This window comes from Streptomyces sp. NEAU-YJ-81 (assembly GCF_017592595.1).
Taxonomy (GTDB): domain Bacteria; phylum Actinomycetota; class Actinomycetes; order Streptomycetales; family Streptomycetaceae; genus Streptomyces; species Streptomyces hygroscopicus_B.
Window position 1 is genome coordinate 41,451 of record NZ_JAGFNO010000021.1, and the last position, 18,009, is coordinate 59,459.

The 18,009-nt window shown below is 72.4% G+C and carries 17 protein-coding genes and 1 pseudogene; 10 read left to right on the forward strand and 8 right to left on the reverse strand.

Annotated elements, in window-relative coordinates; genetic code table 11:
* The first annotated feature begins 225 nt into the window (after nucleotides 1–225).
* Both J5X86_RS33420 and treZ read left to right on the forward strand, forming a co-directional pair.
* Nucleotides 226–1,134: a GNAT family N-acetyltransferase gene (locus J5X86_RS33420; RefSeq protein ID WP_208520444.1), complete on the forward strand. Its 909-nt coding sequence runs from the start codon at nucleotides 226–228 to the stop codon at nucleotides 1,132–1,134.
* Between the two features lie 79 nt (nucleotides 1,135–1,213).
* On the forward strand, nucleotides 1,214–2,974 hold the full coding sequence (gene treZ, locus J5X86_RS33425) for a malto-oligosyltrehalose trehalohydrolase (RefSeq protein ID WP_208520445.1): 1,761 nt from the start codon (nucleotides 1,214–1,216) through the stop codon (nucleotides 2,972–2,974).
* 3 nt (nucleotides 2,975–2,977) lie between these two features.
* Here treZ and msrB read toward each other — a convergent pair whose 3' ends face one another.
* The 4 genes from msrB to J5X86_RS33445 form a co-directional block, all read right to left on the reverse strand.
* Nucleotides 2,978–3,385 carry a peptide-methionine (R)-S-oxide reductase MsrB gene (gene msrB / locus J5X86_RS33430; RefSeq protein WP_078644451.1) on the reverse strand — a complete coding sequence of 136 codons (408 nt, stop codon included), beginning with the start codon at nucleotides 3,383–3,385 and terminating at the stop codon, nucleotides 2,978–2,980.
* Between the two features lie 14 nt (nucleotides 3,386–3,399).
* The gene (murC, locus tag J5X86_RS33435; protein ID WP_208520446.1) at nucleotides 3,400–4,821 is read right to left on the reverse strand and encodes a UDP-N-acetylmuramate--L-alanine ligase; all 1,422 of its coding nucleotides are present in this window, start codon (nucleotides 4,819–4,821) and stop codon (nucleotides 3,400–3,402) included.
* 98 nt (nucleotides 4,822–4,919) lie between these two features.
* A complete protein-coding gene (locus J5X86_RS33440) occupies nucleotides 4,920–5,396 on the reverse strand; it encodes an indole-3-glycerol phosphate synthase (RefSeq protein WP_078644448.1) in 477 nt (158 codons plus the stop codon).
* Nucleotides 5,397–5,471: 75 nt separating this feature from the next.
* Nucleotides 5,472–6,326 (reverse strand): pyrimidine reductase family protein, encoded by an 855-nt coding sequence (locus J5X86_RS33445; protein ID WP_208520447.1) that lies wholly within the window; start codon nucleotides 6,324–6,326, stop codon nucleotides 5,472–5,474.
* A 67-nt stretch (nucleotides 6,327–6,393) separates the two neighbouring features.
* Here J5X86_RS33445 and zapE point away from each other — a divergent pair, with 67 nt between their 5' ends.
* On the forward strand, nucleotides 6,394–7,518 hold the full coding sequence (zapE, locus tag J5X86_RS33450; RefSeq protein ID WP_308124796.1) for a cell division protein ZapE: 1,125 nt from the start codon (nucleotides 6,394–6,396) through the stop codon (nucleotides 7,516–7,518).
* 78 nt (nucleotides 7,519–7,596) lie between these two features.
* Complete coding sequence (locus J5X86_RS33455) at nucleotides 7,597–9,000, forward strand: PhoX family protein (RefSeq protein WP_208520448.1); 1,404 nt, start codon at nucleotides 7,597–7,599, stop codon at nucleotides 8,998–9,000.
* Between the two features lie 208 nt (nucleotides 9,001–9,208).
* Here the strand turns inward: J5X86_RS33455 and J5X86_RS33460 are convergent, their stop codons facing one another.
* The 3 genes and pseudogenes from J5X86_RS33460 to J5X86_RS33470 form a co-directional block, all read right to left on the reverse strand.
* Nucleotides 9,209–9,433, reverse strand: coding sequence for a hypothetical protein (locus tag J5X86_RS33460; RefSeq protein ID WP_208520563.1), 225 nt, complete (start codon nucleotides 9,431–9,433; stop codon nucleotides 9,209–9,211).
* Nucleotides 9,434–9,443: 10 nt separating this feature from the next.
* Nucleotides 9,444–10,112 carry an ABC transporter gene (locus J5X86_RS33465; RefSeq protein WP_208520449.1) on the reverse strand — a complete coding sequence of 223 codons (669 nt, stop codon included), beginning with the start codon at nucleotides 10,110–10,112 and terminating at the stop codon, nucleotides 9,444–9,446.
* Between the two features lie 673 nt (nucleotides 10,113–10,785).
* Nucleotides 10,786–11,353: pseudogene (locus J5X86_RS33470) on the reverse strand (ATP-binding cassette domain-containing protein); the annotation flags it as partial.
* A gap of 195 nt (nucleotides 11,354–11,548) precedes the next feature.
* Here J5X86_RS33470 and J5X86_RS33475 point away from each other — a divergent pair.
* Nucleotides 11,549–12,409 (forward strand): peptidyl-tRNA hydrolase, encoded by an 861-nt coding sequence (locus tag J5X86_RS33475; RefSeq protein ID WP_208520450.1) that lies wholly within the window; start codon nucleotides 11,549–11,551, stop codon nucleotides 12,407–12,409.
* A gap of 274 nt (nucleotides 12,410–12,683) precedes the next feature.
* Nucleotides 12,684–13,208, forward strand: coding sequence for a MepB family protein (locus J5X86_RS33480; protein WP_208520451.1), 525 nt, complete (start codon nucleotides 12,684–12,686; stop codon nucleotides 13,206–13,208).
* Between the two features lie 128 nt (nucleotides 13,209–13,336).
* On the opposite strand, the gene J5X86_RS33485 is transcribed toward J5X86_RS33480, so the two are convergent.
* Nucleotides 13,337–14,248, reverse strand: coding sequence for a class I SAM-dependent methyltransferase (locus J5X86_RS33485; RefSeq protein ID WP_208520452.1), 912 nt, complete (start codon nucleotides 14,246–14,248; stop codon nucleotides 13,337–13,339).
* 259 nt (nucleotides 14,249–14,507) lie between these two features.
* On the opposite strand from J5X86_RS33485, the gene J5X86_RS33490 reads away from it, so the two are divergent.
* From J5X86_RS33490 to J5X86_RS33505, 4 genes are all read left to right on the forward strand, one after another.
* Nucleotides 14,508–15,560 carry an NAD-dependent epimerase/dehydratase family protein gene (locus J5X86_RS33490; RefSeq protein WP_208520453.1) on the forward strand — a complete coding sequence of 351 codons (1,053 nt, stop codon included), beginning with the start codon at nucleotides 14,508–14,510 and terminating at the stop codon, nucleotides 15,558–15,560.
* A 557-nt stretch (nucleotides 15,561–16,117) separates the two neighbouring features.
* Nucleotides 16,118–16,585: a helix-turn-helix domain-containing protein gene (locus J5X86_RS33495; protein WP_208520454.1), complete on the forward strand. Its 468-nt coding sequence runs from the start codon at nucleotides 16,118–16,120 to the stop codon at nucleotides 16,583–16,585.
* Nucleotides 16,586–16,720: 135 nt separating this feature from the next.
* Nucleotides 16,721–17,572 (forward strand): alpha/beta fold hydrolase, encoded by an 852-nt coding sequence (locus J5X86_RS33500; RefSeq protein ID WP_208520455.1) that lies wholly within the window; start codon nucleotides 16,721–16,723, stop codon nucleotides 17,570–17,572.
* A gap of 22 nt (nucleotides 17,573–17,594) precedes the next feature.
* On the forward strand, nucleotides 17,595–17,993 hold the full coding sequence (locus J5X86_RS33505) for a nuclear transport factor 2 family protein (protein WP_208520551.1): 399 nt from the start codon (nucleotides 17,595–17,597) through the stop codon (nucleotides 17,991–17,993).
* The last annotated feature ends 16 nt before the right edge of the window (nucleotides 17,994–18,009 follow it).

Consider the following 18,009-nt stretch of genomic DNA (forward strand, 5'->3'; position numbering starts at 1 on the left):
TTCCCCCTCGCGGGCGGCAGACCGGCCCCCTGGGAAAATGGCGTGGACACAGCGGCATCGGCGGCCATAGAGTGCGGGCACGCCCTGAAACGAGGAAGGAGGCGAGAGCAATGGACATCACGACGTTTCCGCGCTCCCGCCCCCTGTCCGCCGGGCGTATTCGCGTCTGATCCCCATCGATCAGGCATCCGACCGGGAGCGCATCACTTTCCTGGAAGGAACCCCATGACCGATCTGGTCATCCGTCCCCTCACCGAGGACGACGCCCATCTGTTCCACACCCTGCGGGTCCCCGCGCTCGTCGGCCGGGGCTGCCTCGGCCACACCTACGCCACCATCGGCCAGGGCGGCGAATACCGCCCCGAGTGGACCTGGGTGGCGCTGCGCGAGGAGCGGGTCGTGGCCCGCGCCGCATGGTGGGCCGGGCCCGAGGACACCGCGCCCATCGCCCTGGACTGGTTCGACTTCGCCGACGGCGAGGCCGACGCCGCCGCCGAACTGCTGCGCACCGCACCGCTGCGCACCGAGTACAGCCTGCTGGCCCCGCCCGGCTGGCGGGATCAGCCCGAGGTGCGGGCCGCCGGGCAGGCCCGTATCGACGCCGCCGTGGCGGGCGGGCTCAAGCCGCTGGTCGAGCGCTACCGCTATGAGTGGACGCCGGAGTGCGGACTGCCCGAGCGCCCGGGGCGGCTGGAGTTCCGGCCGGAGCCCGATGACGCGGCGATCGAGGACGCGCTGCGCCGCATCATGCCGGACACGCTCGACGCGCACGACCGGCGCGCCATCGCCCGGGGAGGTGTCGATGCCGCGGTGCGGGAGCTCATGGACATCCTGTCCTGGTTCCCGTCACCGCGCGAGTGGTGGCGGCTGGCCTGGACGCCCGAGGGCGAGCTGGTCGGCATCCAGGTGCCCGCGCGCAATCCGGGCGGCCCCTGCGTGGGCTACATAGGGGTCGTCGCCGAGCAGCGCGGCCACGGCTACGCGTACGACCTGCTCGTGGAGTGCACCCACGATCTGGTGGAACAGGGCGCCACCAAGATCGCGGCGGCGACGGACCAGCCCAACCTCCCCATGGCCGCGCACTTCGCCAGGGCGGGCTATCCCGTCACACAGGAGCGCATCGACCTCATCTGACCGGTGCCGCCCTGCTGCGCCGCCGGCGCCGCATCCCGCAGCATGGTCGGGGACCGTCGGTCGAGGTGAGGAGACGCCAGTGCTGTTCGAGGTGTGGGCGCCGCACGCCGGGCGGGTCGGGCTCCATGTGGACGGGCACGACCGCCCCATGGAGCCCGACCCGGGCCGCGAGGGGTGGTGGCGGGCCGAGGCCGAGGCCGGGCACGGGACGCGGTACGGCTTCGCGCTGGACGACGACCCGCCGCTCCCCGATCCGCGCTCCCGCCGCCAGCCGGACGGCCCCGAGGGGCTGAGCGCGGTGGTCGACCACTCCCGTTTCCGCTGGGAGCGGGAGTGGTTCGGGCGCCCGCTGCCGGGCGCGGTCCTCTACGAGCTGCACATCGGCACCTTCACCCATGAGGGCACCTTCGAGGCGGCGGCCGAACGGCTGCCGCACCTGGCCGAGTTGGGCATCACGCATGTGGAGCTGATGCCCGTCTGCCCGTTCCCCGGGACCCATGGCTGGGGGTACGACGGCGTGGCGCCCTGGGCGGTGCACGAGCCGTACGGCGGGCCGGAGGGGCTGGCGCGGTTCGTGGACGCCGCGCACGGGCACGGCCTCGGCGTGGTCCTCGACGTGGTCCACAACCATCTGGGCCCCTCCGGCAATCACCTCCCGGCCTTCGGCCCGTACTTCACCGAAACCCACCACACCCCCTGGGGGGCGGCGGTCAACCTCGACGCGCCCGGCTCCGACGAGGTGCGCGCGTACTTCACCGGCAGCGCGCTCGCCTGGCTGCGCGACTTCCGCCTCGACGGGCTGCGGCTGGACGCGGTGCACGCGCTGCGCGACAACCGGGCCCGGCACTTCCTGACCGAGCTGTCGGCCGCCGTGGACGCGCTGGCCGCCCGCACCGGCCGCCCGCTGTTCCTGATCGGCGAGTCGGATCTCAACGATCCGCGCACCACCACCCCGCGCGAGGCGGGCGGCCACGGGCTGCACGCGCAGTGGAACGACGACTTCCATCACGCCCTGCACACCTTTCTCACCGGTGAGCGGCAGGGCTACTACGCCGACTTCGCAGCCGAGGGGCCCGGGGCGCTGGTCAAGACGCTGATGGGCGGCTTCTTCCACGACGGCACCCATTCGACGTTCCGGGGCCGCCGCCACGGCACTCCGCTGACCCCCCACACCACCCCGGCGCACCGGCTGCTCGGCTATGCCCAGACGCATGACCAGGTCGGCAACCGGGCGGTCGGCGACCGGCTCGCCGCGAGGCTCTCCCCCGGGCTGCTGGCCTGCGCGGCGGCCGTGGTGCTGTGCGCGCCCTTCACCCCCATGCTCTTCATGGGCGAGGAGTGGGGCGCCCGTACGCCCTGGCAGTACTTCACCGACCACCAGGATCCGGAGCTGGCCGAGGCGGTGCGGTCCGGCCGCCGCCGGGAATTCGCCGCCCACGGCTGGGCGGAGGGGGACATCCCCGACCCCCAGGACCCGGCCACCCGGCTGCGGTCCTGCCTCGACTGGCGGGAGGCGGAGCGGGAGCCGCACCGGGCACTGCTCGACTGGTACCGCCGGCTGATCGCGCTGCGCCGCGCCGAACCGGCCCTGACCGACCCCACCTGGGCGTATACGGGTCTGTCCACCGGTTCGGACGGCTGCTTCAGCTTTCAGCGCGGCCCGCTGCGGGTCCTGCTCAACCCGGGCGACCGGCCGGTCGAGACCTGGCTGGGGCCCCGGACCGGCGAGGTCACCGAGGTGGTCGCCGCCTGGCGGCGGATCGAGCTCCCGGGCCCGGACGGCATGCTGAGGCTGCCGCCCGAGACCGCCGCCGTGCTGCGGCTCGGGCCGCGGCCCTGAGGCTCAGCCCTCCTCGGGGGTCAGCCGCAGCGAGATGGAGTTGATGCAGTAGCGCTGGTCGGTCGGGGTGGGGTAGCCCTCACCCGCGAAGACATGGCCGAGGTGCGAACCGCAGCGGGTGCACCGCACCTCGGTGCGGGCCATGCCGTGCGAGCGGTCCTCCAGCAGCTCGACGGCCGAGCTATCCGCCGGGTCGTAGAACGACGGCCAGCCGCAGTGGCTCTCGAACTTCGTCTCCGAGCGGAAGAGCTCGGCCCCGCACGCCCGGCAGGAGTAGACGCCGACCGTCTTGGAATCGGTGTACTCACCGGTGAAGGCACGCTCGGTACCGGCTTCCCGCAGTACGTGGTACTCCTGCGGCGTCAGCTCGGCGCGCCACTGCTCCTCCGGCTTGTCGATCTCGTACGCCATGGGGACGGACCTCCTCAGTTCTCCGGGCTCTGCAGACGGGCGAGAATCTCCGGACCGAGATCGGTCACATCGCCCGCGCCCATGGTGAGAACAAGGTCACCGGGCTTGGCCATTCCGGCGATCAGCTCGGGCACCGCGTTCCGGTCGTGTTCGGCGGTCACATCCGCCCCATGGCGGGCCGCGGCGTCGATGACCAGGGCGCTGGTGATGCCGGGGACCGGGTCCTCGCGGGCGGGGTAGATGTCGAGGACCACGGAGGCGTCGGCGAGCGCGAGCGCCTCGCCCATCTCGGTGCCCAGCTCCTGGGTGCGGCTGAACAGATGCGGCTGGAAGACCACCAGCACCCGGCCCTCCCCGGCGCCGCCGCGGATCGCCTCGAGATCCGCGGCGATCTCGGTGGGGTGGTGGGCATAGGAGTCGATCACCTGCACCCCGGCCGCGGTGCCCTTGAGCTGCAGCCGCCGCTTGACGCCCGTGTACGAGGCGAGGGCGGGGGCCAGCTCGCGGGCCGGGACGCCGAGGGCGGCGCCCGCGGTGAGGGCGGCGACGGCGTTGAGCGCGTAGTGGCGGCCGGGGACGGAGACGGTGAAGGTGATCTCCGCGCCGCCCAGGGATTCCGCGAGCCGGACGGTGACCTCGCTGGTCAGCCCGTGCGGCTCGATGGCCAGGACCCGTACGTCCGCGCTCTCGTCCTCGCCGTAGGTGAGCACGCGCGGTGCCTCGCCCCCGGTGACCCGGGCGGTCAGCTCACGGGCGCCGGACTGGTCGGCGGAGATCACCAGCGCCCCGCCGGGCCGGATCCGGCCGACGAAGGTCTCGAACGACGCGTAGATCTCGTCCATCGAGGCGTAGTTGGCGTGGTGGTCGAGCTCCACATTGAGGATGATCGCCACCTCGGGCGCGTACTTGTGGAAGCTGCGGTCGCTCTCGTCGGCCTCGGCGACGAAGATCTCGCCGTCGCCGTGGCGGGCGCTGGAGCCGGGGGCGTCCAGATCGCCGCCGATGACGTACGACGGGTCCAGGCCCAGGGTGCGCAGCGAGACGGCCAGCATCGAGGTCGTGGTCGTCTTGCCGTGGGTGCCCGCGACCGCGATCGGCCGCGATCCGTCCATCAGCGCGGCGAGCGCGTCGGAGCGGTGCACCACCGGGATGCCGCGCTCGTGCGCCGTGACCATTTCGAGGTTGTCGGCGCGGATGGCGCTGGAGACGACGACGCTGGTGGCGTCGGCGTCGATGTTCCCGGCGGCGTGGCCGATGTGCACCGTCGCGCCGAGCTCGCGCAGCGCCCCGACGATCGGCGAGTCCTTGGTGTCGCTGCCCGAGACCCGTGCGCCGCGCATGGCGAGGACCTTCGCCACGCCCGACATCCCGGCGCCGCCGATGCCGATGAAGTGCGGTCGATCCAGCGCGTCGGAGGCGGTGCCGGCCGGTGCCATGTACGGGTCTCCCCTGGTTCTCGGTGTGTGCTGTCGGCCCGATTCTCGCACCCCCGGCGGCCCGCCCCGCCGATGGCCGCGGGGACCCGTGCCGCGGCTCAGCCGCCGGCCGTGGTCTGGTCCTCGTCCACCGCGTGCGAGAAGAGCTTCAGCACCGGGACCCCCACCTTGTGGCGCGCCCGCGAGGCCCAGTCCCGGTGGAAGAACTCCTCCACGAAGTGCGGGGCGGTGAGCACGATCACCTCATCGGCCCGCGTCTCCTCCACGACACCGCGCAGCACCTCCAGCGGACGGCGCTGGACGACATGGCCCCGGGCCCGGCTCCCGGCCGCCTCGAGCGCCGCCACCGAATGGGTCAGCGCCTGCTCGGCGGGCTCCAGGGCCTCCCTGCCCTCCGGCTCCTCCCCCTCCTGAGTGGCCTGCTCCAGCTCGCCGAGGGCGATGTCGTCGATCGCGCGCAGCAGCCGGTCCTTGCTGCCCCGGGGCTGCATCAAGACGACGAAGGAGACCGGGTCATCGCCGTGCAAGGTGGTGACGAATTCCACGTCGGCGGGGGTCAGGGGCTTCTCAATCATCAATACGCTCGTGAACACGGCGGATGCCCTTCTCCTTCGCGATCCTTTTCGCGGGTTTACAGACGTTTTTATAAGTTATTGGTAAATCCGACGGTAGCGGGTGAAAAGAAACCCGGCTTCCTCCAGGACGGAATCGAGAGTGAACTGTTCCGGTTCCCCCAGTTCGGCTCCATCCACGATCCGCTTCGCGTCGCCCGCGGTGACCAGGGGGGCCACCGCCAGACACAGCTCGTCCAGCACCCCGGCCGCCGCGAACTGCGCCAGCAGCGTGGGGCCGCCCTCGGTCAGCAGCCGGGTGTGGCCGAGCTCCGCGAGCGCGGTCACGACCGCCGCCGCGTCGACCCGTCCGGACGGCCCCGCCCCGGCGAAGACCACCTCGGCCCCCGCGGCACGGGCCCGCTCGATCCGCTCCGCCGCGGCCGCCGCGCCCGTGATCACGATCGTCGGGACCAGCGGCTCGGTGAACAGCGGCATCGAGAAATCCAGGTCCAGGCTCGCACTCACGACGGCGATCGCGGGCGCGGGCGCCTGCCCGAGCGCCGCCCGCCGCTCGGCGAACGCCTTACGGGCGCGTGCCGGGCGGTAGCCCTCGAGGCGCACGGTCTCCGCGCCCACCACCACGGCGTCGGCGAGCCCGCGCAGCACCCCGAAGATCCGCATATCGGCGTCGGAGGACAGGGGCTTGGACCGGCCGTCGTGATGCGCCGCCCCGTCCAGCGAGGACACCATGTTGGCCCGCAGGAAGGCGCCCGAGGGGCCGTGCGGCGGCTCCGGATACGCGTAGGCGTCGGCCAGTTCGTCGAGGCCCCATTCACGGTCTTCGGCTGCGCGCTCTCCGGCCGCGCGGTCTTCGGCTGCGCGCTCTCCGGCGGTCGTTTCGGCGGAGCTGTCGGCAGACGTTCGGGGAGGCACGGGGAACAGGCGTCGCATAGGCCGCAGTGTGACATGCCTCCCTCTCGGACAGTGGTCGGGTGAAGAGCGACTACCCTGGATATCCGTGTCTGCACCAACCACCGCATCGGGCTCGGCAGGCCGCATAGCCGCCGAAGCCCCCGCTGCCCCCGCCGCTCTCACCGCCCGTGCGCCGCAGGTTCCCGCGGAGCGCCTGGTCGCCGAGATGGTGCCGCCTCCCCGCTTCGCCACCGTGAGCTTCGACAACTACATCACCGACCCCGGCCAGCCCAGCCAGGCCGAGGCGGTCGAGGCGCTGCGAGCCTTCGCCGGACGGCTCGACGGCGGGGCGGGCGCGAAGGGCGGCCGCCGCAGGCACTGGTTCCGCCGGGAGACCAAGCCCGCGGCGAGCGGCGGCCCGCGCGGGATGTACCTCGACGGCGGCTACGGCGTCGGCAAGACCCATCTGCTGGCCTCCCTGTGGCACGCCACCCCGGCCGCCCCCGAGCTGAAGGCGTTCGGCACCTTCGTGGAGCTGACCAACCTGGTCGGCGCGCTCGGCTTCCAGCAGACCGTGAAGACCCTGAGCGGCCACCGGCTGCTGTGCATCGACGAGTTCGAGCTGGACGACCCGGGCGACACCGTGCTGGTCTCCACGCTGCTGGGCAAGCTGGTCGAGGCGGGCGTCGCGCTCGCCGCGACGTCCAACACGCTGCCCGGCAAGCTGGGCGAGGGCCGGTTCGCCGCGGCCGACTTCCTGCGCGAGATACAGGGGCTGTCCGCCCACTTCCGTGCGCTGCGCATCGACGGCGAGGACTACCGCCACCGCGGTCTGCCCGCGGCCCCGGCCCCGCACTCCGACGAGACGGTCACCCGGGCCGCGCGCCACATACCCGGCGCCTCCCTGGACGACTTCCCCGCCCTGCTGGACCATCTGTCCCGGGTGCATCCGAGCCGCTACGGCGCGATGTGCGACGGCGTCCAGGCCGTCTGCCTGACCGGGGTCGGCCCGATACCCGACCAGTCGACCGCGCTGCGGCTGGTGGTGCTGGCCGACCGGCTCTACGACCGCGAGGTGCCGGTGCTGGCCTCCGGGGTGCCGTTCGACCAGCTCTTCAGCGAGGAGATGCTGAACGGCGGCTACCGGAAGAAGTACTTCCGGGCGATATCCCGGCTCACGGCCCTCGCCCGGGACGCGAAGGGGCTGGCCGACGCGTCGTATGGACGTTGATCGGATGGTTCCCGCGCACCCGCACCCGTGATACACACGTGCGGTCATATTCTCTGTCCGCCAGCAGGGAGTTACCGCATGTCAGCGACACGACGTCAACTTCTCGGCCGCACCGGTGCGCTGGGGGCCTCCATCGCCTCGATCGCCTTCACCGGCAGCGTCTCCGAACTCTTCGCCGGAACGGCCGCGGCCGTCGAACCGGATTCCCCGCCACTCGGCCGGGGCGGCTACGGCCCCCTGGTCCCCGACCCCGATGAACTGCTCGACCTGCCCGAGGGATTCCGCTACCAGGTGCTCTCGCGTGAGGGCGACGAGCTCCGCTCCGGCGAGGGCAAGGTCCCCAGCCACTGCGACGGCATGGCCGCCTTCCCGGGCCGCACCGGCGGCCACCACGGCCGTACGCATCTGGTCCGCAACCATGAGAACCGGAATGACGCCGCGATCCGCGTCCCCGCGGTCAGCGGCCTCACCTACGACCCGATGGGCCTGGGCGGCTGCACCGCCCTGGAGCTCGACTCCGGCAACCGTGTGCTCTCCGAGCGAGTGGCCATCGCGGGCACCGCGGTCAACTGCGCGGGCGGCCCCACCCCGTGGCACACCTGGCTGACCTGCGAGGAGACCGAGGACCGCGCCGGTACCAACGGCTACACCAAGGACCACGGCTTCATCTTCGAGGTCGACCCCTACGATCCGCGCCGCACCGGCGCCGTCCCGCTCACCGCCATGGGCCGCTTCCAGCACGAGGCCATCGCGGTCGATCCGCGCAGCGGCGTCGTCTACGAGACCGAGGACGCCTTCGAGAAGCCCTTCGGGCTCTTCTACCGCTTCCGGCCAAAGAAGCCGCTCGGCGGCATCGGCTCGCTACGGGCGGGCGGGGAGCTGCAGGCGCTGCGGGTGCCGGGGGTGCCCGATCTGTCCACCATCCAGGAGCCCGGCACCACCTTCGACCGCGTCGAGTGGGTGGACGTCCCCGACCCGCTCGCCCGCCAAACCCCCATCCGCTTCCAGGACTTCGGCCCCGGCGGCATCACCCACGCCCAGAAGCTGGAGGGGTGCTACTGGGGCGGCTCGTCCGTCTACTTCGTCTCCAGCTTTGCCAAGAGCGCGGACGGCTCGGCGGCCGATCACTTCGGCCAGATCTGGCGCTACGACCCCGACCGGCGGCGCCTCACGCTGGTGATCGTCTTCGGCCCCGAAACGGATGTCCAACTGCCCGGGGAGTCCCCCGACAACATCACGCTCGCGCCCAGCGGCGGCCTGATGGTCTGCGAGGACGGCAACGGCGCCCAGCACGTCTTCGGGCTGACCCGGCGCGGCGAGGTCTATCCGATGGCCCGGGGTGCACAGAACATCGGCACACCGGAGGAGCCCGAGTGGGGTGAGTTCGCGGGCGTCACCTTCGCGCCGGACCGCCGCACGATGTACGTGAACTGCTACACCCCCGGCACGACGTTCGCCGTGACCGGGCCCTGGCGCCACTAGCGCCGTTCCGCGGCGCTGGGCTGGGCCCTGTCCGGCGGCTTCGTCGGGCAGGGCCTACGGGGTGTCCGGCGGGTCTTTCCCCTCCCCGCCCCTTCCCGATACCAGGGGCTCCGCCCCTGGACTCCGGGGTCTGGGGCAGAGCCCCGGTTGGGGAAGGGGCGGGGCGGGGAGCAGCAAGCCACCGGCGGCAGGATCCGCCGGACACCTCCTAGCCAGAGCAGGCGGTGCGCTGGGCCTCCTGCCACTCGCAGACGGGGCACAGCGTCGCTCCGGGGCGCGAGGCGGGGTGCTCGGTGGGCTCGCCGCAGAGCACGCAGTCCGCGTACGGCGGGCCCTCGGGAAGGTCCTTACGGTCGTCATGGACCAGTCGGTCGTCCACGACTCGTCGATCGTTCACGGCCCGGCGGTCGTCCATGGCTCCTCGCTCGTCCATGTCCCGAACCCTACGACCGGCGGGAGCTGAGCGCACAGGCCAGCGCGGTCGCCCCGGCGGCGGCCGCGGCGGTCAGGGCCAGGGGCAGCAGAGGCATCGCCACGGTGCCGCTGTGCGAGCCGTCGACCAGCCCCGATACGGCGGCGTTCGCGGGCGAGGCACCGGCCACCGACACCAGCAGCGCGGCGAGCATGGTGACCGGGATCGCCCAGCCGGGGCTGCGCAGCAGCGGCCGGTTGCACAGCGCGCCGACGGCCGTGCCGAGCAGAGCGCACGCGACCGCGGCGAGCAGCCCGGCGACGGTCGCCTCCGGCACGGGGACCTCGTGCTGGTGGTCCGCGCTGTGCGGATCGCTGACCGCCGCGACGAGCAGCGTCCCGGGGGCGCCGAGCAGCAGCGCCGCGCCCAGCGCGGTCAGCACAGCGGCGAGATGCACCCGGGCCGGCCCGACCGCCGCCGAGGCGCAGTCGCGCGCCGCGGCGGGCTCCTGGGTGACGCACACCCGCACCAGCCAGGCGGCGATGGGCAGCAGCGCGGCGGCGGCGTAGCCGAGCGAGTCGAGGATCGGCTGCCCGGACTGCACCCCGATCCCCAGGAACGCGCCGTAGAGCAGCAGCGGCGGCAGCCAGCGGTGCGAGCGGGCCAGCAGGGCCGCCTGATAGCGCAGCAGCGCGGTCATGCCTTCTCCTTCGGGCCCGCGGTGGGCTCGTGAGGTTCTTCGTGGGCCTCCCGAGGCCCATCGGTGGGCTCCTGAGCCCTTCCGGTTGGCTCCTGAGGCCCTTCAGCGGGCTCCTGGGTGTCGCCGATGGTCGTCACCGCGCGGATGTGCCATGGCGGGTCGGCGGCCAGGAGGGTGCGGAGCAGGGCGTCGGAGTCTGCGGCGCCGACCTCGGCCGTCAGCCGCACGACGCGGTCGGCCGGACCGGCGGCCGCGCTCCCGTGTGCCGCCGCGGGCCCGTACTCGTGCACCACCGCGCCGGGCAAGACGGCGGGCGGCCCGGCCCCCGGCGCTCCTTCGGCCTCCACCCGCATCCGTGGCCCGACGGCGGGCAGGTGATGCGCCACCGGTGGCCGAGCCGTGCCCGGCACCGCGGGCTCCCCGCCCGGCGCCCCCGCCGACGTCGCGCGGGCCGCGCGCGAAGCCGGGTCCCTGCCCAGGAGCCGGGCGGCGGCCGGGGGATCGACGTGCGCCGCCGAGGATCGAGCCACTGCCTGGTCCGGGGCGCTTCCGGCCGGGTGAGGATGTCCGGCTTCCCCGGGCGCGCCGGGATGCCCGGCCTCCCCGGGCGTGCCGTGCGCGTCCATGTCCACGTCCACCGGCACCAGTCGGGTCCCGGCGACGCGCAGGACCCGGTCCGGGGCCCCGGCGAGGCGGCGTGGGTCGTGGTCGACGAAGACGACCGCGCCGCCGTCGGCCACGCGCTCGGCGACCGCCGCATCCAGTACTCCGCGCGCGGCCTGGTCGAGGCCGGTCCACGCCTCGTCCAGGACCAGCAGCCCGGGGGCGGCCAGCAGCGCCTGTGCCACGGCGATCTTCTGGCTGGTGCCCTTGGACAGCTCGGCGAGCGGGGTCCCGGCGTATCCGTCCGCCCCGAACCGCTCCAGCCACTCCCCCGCCCCGCGCGCCGCCGCGGCGCGGGACAGCCCGTGGATCCGGCCCAGGTGGGTGAGGTAGCCGAGGGCGGAGAACGGCAGCTCGGCGGGGAATCGCTCGGGGACGTAGGCGGTGGCCGGGCGGCCGGTGATCCGGCCCGTGCTGGGGGCGTCGATCCCGGCGAGCAGCCGCAGCAGTGTGGACTTGCCGCTGCCGTTGCGCCCCTCGACTCGGGTCAGCGAACCCGGCCGTACGTCGAGATCGACACCGCTCAGCACCCAGGGCCCGCCCAGGCCGTAGCGGCGGCCGACTCCTCGCAGTCTCATGTCGGTTGAGCATAGGCGCGCGCCCGGCAGCCCGGCGGCCCCAGCACCCCCTCCGGCGAATCTTCGCGGGCCCGCGACGCCTGGCGCGGCGCCCCCCAGCTACCGCTGAGAGGTGACCCCGGCCGCGTTGTCGGGATCGTCCGAGTACGAGATCCACCGGACAGGACCTGGCGGCGGTCCTGGCACACTGGGCGTGTGACCAGCACCGACGCCAGCGCCGAAGTCAACAGCGAGACCGGCACCGAGACCAGCACCCGGGCAACCGCTCACCACGGCACCGGATCCGGCGCCCGCAACAGCCCCTTCCGGCACTCCGAGACCGACCGGGACGCCGCGCCGCAGTTCGTCCTGCCCCTGGTGGTCCGGATCGATAAGGCCGCGCCCCCGGCGCGCACGGACGCCCTGGAGACGGCGGCGCGCGCGGTGCTGGTGCTGCTGTCGGACGAGCGGGCGACGGCCGCGGACGGCGAGTGGGCCCAGGCCGTACGGGACTGGCAGGACGCCCGGATCCGCAAGGTCGTGCGGCGGGCGCGCGGCGCGGAGTGGCGGCGCGCGACCGGGCTGCCGGGCATCACGGTCACGGGCCGGGCACCCGCCGCGACCACCGCGGGGGACGAGGACGGGGACGGAGACGGGGACGGGCCGCCGCCGGGCGCCGAGGTGCGGGTGTTCCCGCCGGTGCCGCTGGACGGCTGGCCCAAGGAGCTGGCCAAGCTCCAGGTCTCCGGCACCGACCTGGACGACCCCGAACCGCCGCCCGCCCCCGACCTCACCGGTCCGGTGCTGTGGCTGAGCCCCCATGTTCAGATGTCCGCGGGCAAGGCGATGGCCCAGGCCGGGCACGGCGCGCAGTTGGCCTGGTGGGAGCTGGACGACGCGGCCCGGGCGGCCTGGCGCGAGGCCGGGTTCCCACTTGCGGTGCGTACGGCGTCGGCCGAGCGGTGGGACGAACTCACCACGAGCGGGCTGCCGGTGGTGCGCGACGCGGGGTTCACCGAGATCGCACCGGGGTCCTGCACGGTGGTGGCGGACCACCCTGCACTGCGGCGGCCGTAGGGTCGTCGCGCGGAGCCGGGGTTCCTTGCGCGCGGGGGCAACCCCTGCGGCGCCGGGGGCCAGCCTCCGGCGGACCGCGGAATCCCGTCTCACGTGCCGTCCGCCCCATGCGCCGTCCCACGTGCTGTACGACGGTCACTGGCGGCGCCTGTCGTGCGTCGTCTTCCCCTCCCCGAACCGCGTTGGCGGATCCCGCCACGCCGGACGTGGTGCATGCGTTTGAGCCAACACGGGCACCAGCGGCGTGCGGTGGACGTGATGGCAGGATGAGGGAATGGTGACGAATCAGTCGTGGGCAGAGCTCCACTGTGATCTCTTGGCGGCGCGGACATGGGTGTACGACCCGGTCGGGTTTGCCTGCTCACAGCCGGTGCCCGAGCCGGAGAGCGCCGAGTACGCGGCTCACGGGTTCACGCTCGACGGGCTCTCGGTCAGGTTCCGGGTGGCCAAGACCACCCCGACGAAGGTTGGCCAGTTCGTCACCGTCTGGCAGCGGTCCGCGGAGGGGCCGATCCGGCCCTTCGACGCCGACGACGGGGTTGACCTCGTCGTGATCAGCAGCCGCGGCAGCGGCCACTTCGGACAGTTCGTGTTCCCGAGCGAGGTGCTGTGCGAGCGCGGGATCATGTCCCGGAACGGCTCCGCCGGGAAGCGAGGGTTCCGCGTCTACCCGCCGTGGGTGACCACGACCAATCGACAGGCGCGCAGCACTCAGGCGTGGCAGGTGAACCACTTCCTGCACCTCGGCGAGGACGGGCTTGTCGACCTGGCGCGCGCCCGCGCCCTCTACCACGCGTAGATCCGCGCATAGGTCCACCACGCATAGGTCCACGCTGCGGTCTCGGCCAGGCAGCCGGAACCACCCGGCGCCGCGGCGGCCGTAAGGCCGGCCGTCCGCCGCGCCGGGGCTCCTTCCGCTCCCAGCGGCTATCGCTTGCGGCGGCGGATCGCGCGGGTGACGACCGGCGGGAGCACGTCGGCGGCGAGCCGCCGGACCGCGGTGGGGCGGCGCGCCGCGGCGGCGGACGCCGGTGCGGTGGGCGCGGGGCGCTGCTCGGGGGCGGGGTCGCGCGGCTCATCGGCGTAGCGGGAGGTGGGCGGGGTCGGGTTCGCGGGCTTCCCCGAGAACCGCAGCACCCTGCGGCCCGCGATCTCCTGCACGCTGGTGTGCATCCCCTTGCGCCACTCCTCGTCCGCGAGCAGCTCGTCCTGGATCGGCTCCGGGTCGTCCCAGGTGCCGTAGAGCTTCTGCGTCGTCAGGCAGATGGGCCGCAGGCCCCGGGTGAACACCGCCTCCCAGGTCGCGGCGGCCACCCCGGGGGTGTGCTCGGAGCGGAAGTCGTCGAGGACGACGAGACCGCCGGGCACCAGCGTGCTGTGCGCGGTGCCGATGTCGCCCGCCACATGCTCGTACAGGTGCGAGGCGTCCACGTGGATGAAGCGGCAGGTGTCCGCGCCGACGTGGTCGGGCACGACGGAGGTCGGGCCCTGGATGACGAACGGCAGCTCGTCCCAGAAGGCCAGGTAGTTCTGCTCGAATGCGGTGCGGGTCAACGTGGAGTACGACTTGCGTGCCTCCGCCGCGTTCTTCTCGTCCGGCGCGTCCGCGTCGAAGAGGTCACAGACCGTGAACCGCTCGTTCGCCCGCAGATACGCGGCGGTGAAAATGGCGCTCTTGCCCATGTAGGCGCCCATCTCCATCAGGTCCCCGTGCTGCCCGAGGCGCTCCTGGCGGGTCAGAAAGCTGTCGAACAGTACTTGGTCAAGGCTGGGGAACCAGCCCTTGACGTCATTCAGGCTGCGGGGACGCTGGGCCGCGGGGGCGGTGGTGACCGTCATGTGGCTCTCTGTTCGTCGATGGCGGCGGTCCGGAGAGACGTGTCCGGTAATCGTGTCCGGGAGCCCCTGGGGGAAAGGATCCTCGGGGACGGGGTCCCGGGGGACGCGAGTGGCCGCCACGGTCGCAGTGAAAGGCAACGCGGGACCGTCTCTCTTGTGGCCATTTTGTGACCACGCCTCCTCCGGAAGGTCTTACGGAGCGGTGACGGAACGGCGCGGGGGCGGGCCCCGGCGCCCGCTCGGGCCTAGCGTCGTCCCCATGCGTGTACTGGTCACCGGAGGTGCGGGCTTCATCGGCTCGCATATCGTCACCGCCCTCACCGAGCACGGCCATGAGCCGGTCGTCCTCGATGCCCTGCTCCCGGCCGCTCATCCGACGCCGCCTGCGGTGGACGGGGAGTGGATCCACGCCGATGTGCGGGACCGGGAGGCGGTGGTCGCGGCGCTGCGCGGCGTGGACGCCGTATGCCACCAGGCGGCGATGGTCGGTCTCGGCAAGGACTTCGCGGACGCCCCGGCCTATGTGGGCTGCAACGACCTGGGCACCGCGGTGCTGCTGGCGGCGATGGCGGAGCGCGGGGTGCGCGAACTGGTGCTGGCCGGGTCGATGGTCGTCTACGGGGAGGGCCGCTACGACTGCCCCCGCCACGGCCGGGTCCGTCCCGGTCCGCGCGCCGAGGCGGATCTCGCGGCGGGCCGCTTCGACCCCCGCTGCCCCGAGTGCGGCACATCGCTGCGGCCCGGCAAGGTGGAGGAGGACGCGCCGGTCGATCCACGCAATGTGTACGCGACGACGAAGCTGGCCCAGGAGCATCTGGCGGCGGCCTGGGCCCGATCGGTGGGCGGCCGCGCGGTGTCGCTGCGCTACCACAATGTGTACGGGCCGGGGATGCCGCGCGACACCCCCTACGCGGGGGTCGCCTCCTTCTTCCGCTCCGCCCTGGCGCGCGGCGAGGCGCCCACGGTCTTCGAGGACGGCGGCCAGCGCCGGGACTTCGTCCATGTCCGGGACGTGGCCGCGGCCAATGTCGCCGCCCTGGAAGCGGCGCCGGAGGTGGTGGCGCCGTCCACGTTGACCGCGTACAACACCGGCAGCGACGACCCCCATACGGTGGGCGAGATGGCCGCGGCCCTGGCCACGGCGTTCGGCGGCCCGGCGCCCGTGGTGACGGGCGGGTACCGGCTGGGCGACGTACGGCATATCACCGCGTCGTCGCGGCGGATCCGCGAGGCACTGGGCTGGCGCGCGGCGATCTCCTTCACGGAGGGCATGACCGCATTCGCCCGCGCCCCACAGCGCGCGGGGGTCTGAGGCTGACGGGGTCCGAGGCTGACGGGGTCTGAGGAGGCCGCGTCGCCTAGATGATCGATTCCAGGGGATGACCGCGGCGACGCGGGCGAGGGTGTCCACAATCGGGTTGTGACAACGCCCGGCCTGGCGCCGTGGCGCCCATCGGTAGGCATCACCCCCAGACCGACCGACGCGGAACTCGTCACGTCGGCGGTGATGCGGGCTGCCGCTGCCGCCCCCCGAAGGACTGCGGGAACTGTCGGGCACAGGGCCGGCCAACGCACTGCGACGAGCTGTCCGCCGGGCCGTGGTGGAGAAGACCCGCACCGACCCCCACGCCCTACGGCGACTGGGCCGCAAGCGCCTGACCGTCGTCAACGCCGCCCAGCAGACCCTCAGCCCGGTGTCCGCGGCATCAGCGGAGCGAATAACTCCCAACCCCCGGTCGGTGAGTTCATGCCGACGCATCACGATCACCCTGATCCCCCACCTGATGATCCCTGAAGACAGACTCTAGTAACATTACAGAACTACTTTCGATCCACAACTACCACCGGGATGACCAGGGAGGAGAAGTCGTGTCCGATCACAAGAGTCACGTCAGCTTCCAGCACGGACAGGAGTTCCTGGCCGCGATCTCCGAGCGCTGGAACTACCAGATCCTGCGGGAGGTGTTTTTCGGCATCGGCCGGTTCGGCGAGCTCAAGCGAACCCTGGGCATCTCGGCGAACATCCTCACGGCGCGGCTCAACAGCCTGACCGAACTGGGCCTGCTCACCAAGCGCGCCTACCGCTCGGACAAGCCCTGGTACGAATACGAACTCACCGACAGCGCCCGCGAACTCGTGGTCCCCGCCATCGCGACCATTACGCGCTGGGCCGAGACCCAGACGACGGACGACGACACCACACATCACCTGCTGATGCACACGACATGCGGGAACCCGACCAATCCGTACCTCGCGTGCAGCAGCTGCCATCAGCCGGTCGAGGCGTCGACCCTGCGGCCGGTATCCACCGAGGAAGGCGGCACCGATCAGGGGTAGCAGACGGCTCCGATCCGGGGCCCCGCCGACCGCCTCGGCCGTGCACGGCCAGACGCTAGTAGCGTTCTGACACTAGTAGCGATACGCTACTAGTAGATCGCTTGAACGTCTCCCCGTTCACGGAAAGGACTGATCATGACCACGCAATGGCTCGAAGGGGCCACCGAGAAGCTGATCCCCACCTCACTGGGCCTGGTCAATGTGCGCGTCGGCGGCCGTTCCGACGGCCCTGCCATGGTGTTCTGGCCCAGCCTGATGATGGACGGCACCATGTGGCAGCACCAGTACGAGCACTTCGCCCCGACCCACCGCGTCGTACTCATCGACAGCCCCGGACACGGCAAGTCCGACGCGCTGCGCAAGATCATCGACCTCGAGGACTGCTCGGACGTGCTCGTCGAGATCCTCGACGCGCTCGACATCGACAAGTGCGTCCTGGTGGGCAACAGCTGGGGCGGCATGCTCGCCGGGGTCTTCCCGGCCTACCACCCGCAGCGGACCGCGGCAGCGATCGGCATCAACTGCACAGCCTCGCTGCCCACGATGTTCGAGAGCATCTGGGCCACCGCACTGTCCACGTTCCTCTCGCTGCACGCGAAGATGCCACCGCTGGCCGCCAAGGCCGCGCGTGGCGCGTTCGCCGGCCCCACCGCCGAGGCCACCAACCCGGAGTTCGTCGAGTTCACCAAGTTCGTCCTGCGGGACGACCCGAAGTCGGTCGCGTGGGCGCTGCGCTCCATCCTCATCGGCCGCAAGGACGAGCACCGCCGGCTGAACACCATCAAGGACGTGCCCGTCCTGATCATCGCCGGTGAGGAGGACAGCCAGTTCCCCGTTCACGTGGTGCGGAAGATGGCCGACGCCATCGAGGGCAGCACCTTCCGGGTGCTGCAGCACACCGCCCACCTCGCCGCCCGTGAAAATCCCCAAGGCGTCAACGCCGAGATCGACGCCTTCCTCGCCGACCTGCCCGCCGCAGCCCGATAAGGAGGCCACCACCATGACAGACATGACAGGCACCGCACACGCGACGGCCGCGCCCGACTGGGTCCTGAAGTTCATGGACGCCATCGACACCCTGGAGTTCGACGAGGGCTTCGCACCGCTGACCGAGGACACCGACATGTTCTTCGGCACCGCACACATCCATGGCGTGGAGGCCATCAAGGCGTTCTTCGTCAAGATCGACGAGCCGCTGAACATCACCCATGAGGTCCTGGAGTGCTGGACCACGGGTGACGGCGTCCTCCTGCTGCGCGGCGAGGCGGCCATGGCCAAGAAGACGGCACCGGACCAGGTGGTACGCGCCCCGTTCATGCACATCTTCTACCTCGACCGCAAGGAGCCGGTCCGGGTCCGGACACTCCGCGTCACCGCGGGCCCGCTGCAGACCGACTCCGTGATGTGACCTCGCCCCGGGGCCT

Excerpts from the sequence above, each read along its gene's own strand:
- J5X86_RS33460 (WP_208520563.1), bottom strand. The coding sequence starts at position 9,433 with ATGGACGAGCGAGGAGCCATGGACGACCGCCGGGCCGTGAACGATCGA.
- murC (WP_208520446.1), bottom strand. The coding sequence starts at position 4,821 with ATGGCACCGGCCGGCACCGCCTCCGACGCGCTGGATCGACCGCACTTC.
- J5X86_RS33490 (WP_208520453.1), top strand. The coding sequence starts at position 14,508 with ATGCGTGTACTGGTCACCGGAGGTGCGGGCTTCATCGGCTCGCATATC.
- J5X86_RS33445 (WP_208520447.1), bottom strand. The coding sequence starts at position 6,326 with ATGCGACGCCTGTTCCCCGTGCCTCCCCGAACGTCTGCCGACAGCTCC.
- J5X86_RS33505 (WP_208520551.1), top strand. The coding sequence starts at position 17,595 with ATGACAGGCACCGCACACGCGACGGCCGCGCCCGACTGGGTCCTGAAG.
- J5X86_RS33465 (WP_208520449.1), bottom strand. The coding sequence starts at position 10,112 with ATGACCGCGCTGCTGCGCTATCAGGCGGCCCTGCTGGCCCGCTCGCAC.
- J5X86_RS33485 (WP_208520452.1), bottom strand. The coding sequence starts at position 14,248 with ATGACGGTCACCACCGCCCCCGCGGCCCAGCGTCCCCGCAGCCTGAAT.
- J5X86_RS33455 (WP_208520448.1), top strand. The coding sequence starts at position 7,597 with ATGTCAGCGACACGACGTCAACTTCTCGGCCGCACCGGTGCGCTGGGG.
- J5X86_RS33500 (WP_208520455.1), top strand. The coding sequence starts at position 16,721 with ATGACCACGCAATGGCTCGAAGGGGCCACCGAGAAGCTGATCCCCACC.
- msrB (WP_078644451.1), bottom strand. The coding sequence starts at position 3,385 with ATGGCGTACGAGATCGACAAGCCGGAGGAGCAGTGGCGCGCCGAGCTG.
- J5X86_RS33420 (WP_208520444.1), top strand. The coding sequence starts at position 226 with ATGACCGATCTGGTCATCCGTCCCCTCACCGAGGACGACGCCCATCTG.
- J5X86_RS33480 (WP_208520451.1), top strand. The coding sequence starts at position 12,684 with ATGGTGACGAATCAGTCGTGGGCAGAGCTCCACTGTGATCTCTTGGCG.
- J5X86_RS33440 (WP_078644448.1), bottom strand. The coding sequence starts at position 5,396 with ATGATTGAGAAGCCCCTGACCCCCGCCGACGTGGAATTCGTCACCACC.